Below are 2166 nucleotides of genomic sequence, written 5' to 3' on the forward strand. Positions count from 1 at the left end.
GCATGTATGTTGATATCAGCCACAAGCCTGAAGAATTCATCACGACGCATTTCCCAATGATCCATACTCGCTTGATGGATTTGGGGATTGATATGACCAAAGAACCGATTCCAATCGTACCGGCTGCTCACTACACTTGTGGTGGTGTGATGGTGAATAAGCAAGGTCAAACTGACCTCACTAACCTATATGCGATTGGCGAAGTGAGTTATACCGGCTTGCACGGTGCAAACCGTATGGCTTCAAACTCACTGCTTGAGTGTGTGGTATACGCGTGGGCAGCCGCAAAAGATATCGTTGAAAACATCGATCAATCTCAACTGTGCGCTGAACTTCCGGCATGGGATGAAAGCCAAGTCACCAACAGTGATGAAGAAGTGATCATTCAACACAACTGGCACGAGCTAAGACTGTTCATGTGGGATTACATGGGTATTGTTCGAACGGACAAACGCCTTGAACGTGCAATGCGCCGCATTCAGATGTTGCAGCAGGAAACTCATGAGTACTACAGCTACTTTAAGGTTTCAAATAACCTATTAGAACTGCGTAACTTACTACAAGTCGCTGAGTTGATGGTTCGCTGTGCAATGCAACGTAAAGAGAGCCGCGGCCTACACTACACGCTGGATTACCCAGAACTTGCTGAAGACAGCGGCCCAACCATTCTGACACCAGAGAAAAGCCAGTCTTAATTTTTGGTCATGGAAAAAGACGACAGGGAGCCTAGAGCTCCCTTTCTTTTATCTTTGGTTCTTGTTTATCCAATGCTTTCGTTTATCAAACGGACTCGTTGTAAATGTGCCAAGAAGTGTCGATATTCACGTTCATTGCAACTATCTCGCCACAACAAGACTGAATATCCGCACTCAAACTGCAATTTAACGAAGAACTGCGCCCAGATCTTATCAACGGACTTAAGTGTGTAGGCTTGCTCATTGAGTCGGAACTCGCCATCTTCTTTATAGTCAAAGCACCCATGTGCTGTATTCAAGATTACATGATTGGCTTTAAACAAACTGAACACTAAAGCTAAACAATAGAGGGCAACAGCGAGTGGAATAGAAGAGAAAACGATGAAAAACAAAAGGCACCCAAAAACAGTGCCTTTTGCAAATAATGCGGAATACGAAGGGTTAAGCTGAAGCTTAACGAACCTTGCTGAGGTTATGCGCGACAATTTTATCAACCATTGAAGCATGGCCTAGGTTTTCACTGCGTCCGTGTCCCATTACCCAAGTAAACAGGTCTGGGTCATCACACTCTAATAGAGAAACAAACTCACGCTGCTCCTGCTCTTGCAATGAATCAAAACACTCTTCGAAAAATGGCATGATAACTACGTCAAGTTCCAACATGCCACGACGGCAACCCCATTTAATTCGTGCTTTCTGCTCTGCAGTGTACATTGGCTATCCTCACCTATAATTTTTCTTTCTCGGAGTGTAACAAGTCATACGCTCTGCAACTACTATGTGAGTCACAGTCCCTATCTAAGCTCACAAAAAAACCTAAGCTGACAAAGAAACAGAACCGGATTAACATAGAGCCAAATAAAATTCTTAGGAAAGATAAAATGGATTGGAAAAACACATTTCAGCCGCTCGCTCATACGCAAAATGAATCGCTTCCAGAACTGATGATGACACACGTGTCAGATTGGAGCGCAATTACCATGATAGGCGATGACAAAAAGTCGTACCTACAAGGTCAAGTAACGTGCGATGTCGTCACTCTTCCTAATGATGAATCCACGTTAGGCGCGCATTGTGATGCGAAAGGAAAGGTTTGGAGTATCTTTCGTTTGTTCCACCACAATGGTGGCTACGCTCTTATGCAGCCTAAGTCTGCAATTGAAATCGAATTAGTTGAAATTAAAAAATACGCCGTATTCTCTAAGGTTGATATCGAGCAAACGTCTGACGTTGTTATCGGTGTGATGGGCGCGTCAGCTGATCAATACATTGACTCAATTTCAGAAAGCCAAGGTAAAGTGCGTGTAATCTCTGGTGGCACCGCTGTTCAAGTCTCTGACAACCGTTGGGCTCTACTTGTTACGCAAGAAGCAGCAGAAGCCTTGGTATCAAGCAGCACTGCAGAAAAAGTATCAGAAGCGCTTTGGCAGTATCATGAAATTCTTGATGCTCAGCCGAACCTATCGAAAGC

The 2166-nt window shown here is 44.1% G+C and carries 3 protein-coding genes and 1 pseudogene; 2 read left to right on the forward strand and 2 right to left on the reverse strand.

What is annotated here, in order from left to right; all coding sequences use genetic code 11:
* The coding region (locus AB4496_RS22680) for an FAD-binding protein (protein WP_372132056.1) at window positions 1–695 on the forward strand (695 nt) is incomplete at its 5' end.
* A gap of 65 nt (window positions 696–760) precedes the next feature.
* On the opposite strand, the gene AB4496_RS22685 is transcribed toward AB4496_RS22680, so the two are convergent.
* Window positions 761–1201 carry a protein YgfX gene (locus AB4496_RS22685; RefSeq protein ID WP_332251964.1) on the reverse strand — a complete coding sequence of 147 codons (441 nt, stop codon included), beginning with the start codon at window positions 1199–1201 and terminating at the stop codon, window positions 761–763.
* Complete coding sequence (locus AB4496_RS22690; protein WP_004735374.1) at window positions 1149–1409, reverse strand: succinate dehydrogenase assembly factor 2; 261 nt, start codon at window positions 1407–1409, stop codon at window positions 1149–1151. Before AB4496_RS22690 ends, AB4496_RS22685 begins: the two co-directional genes overlap by 53 nt.
* Window positions 1410–1576: 167 nt before the next feature.
* Between AB4496_RS22690 and AB4496_RS22695 the strand changes: the two are divergent.
* A pseudogene (locus AB4496_RS22695) lies at window positions 1577–2166 on the forward strand (folate-binding protein YgfZ); the annotation flags it as partial.

This window comes from Vibrio sp. 10N.222.46.A1, assembly GCF_041473595.1.
Classification (GTDB): domain Bacteria; phylum Pseudomonadota; class Gammaproteobacteria; order Enterobacterales; family Vibrionaceae; genus Vibrio; species Vibrio tasmaniensis_A.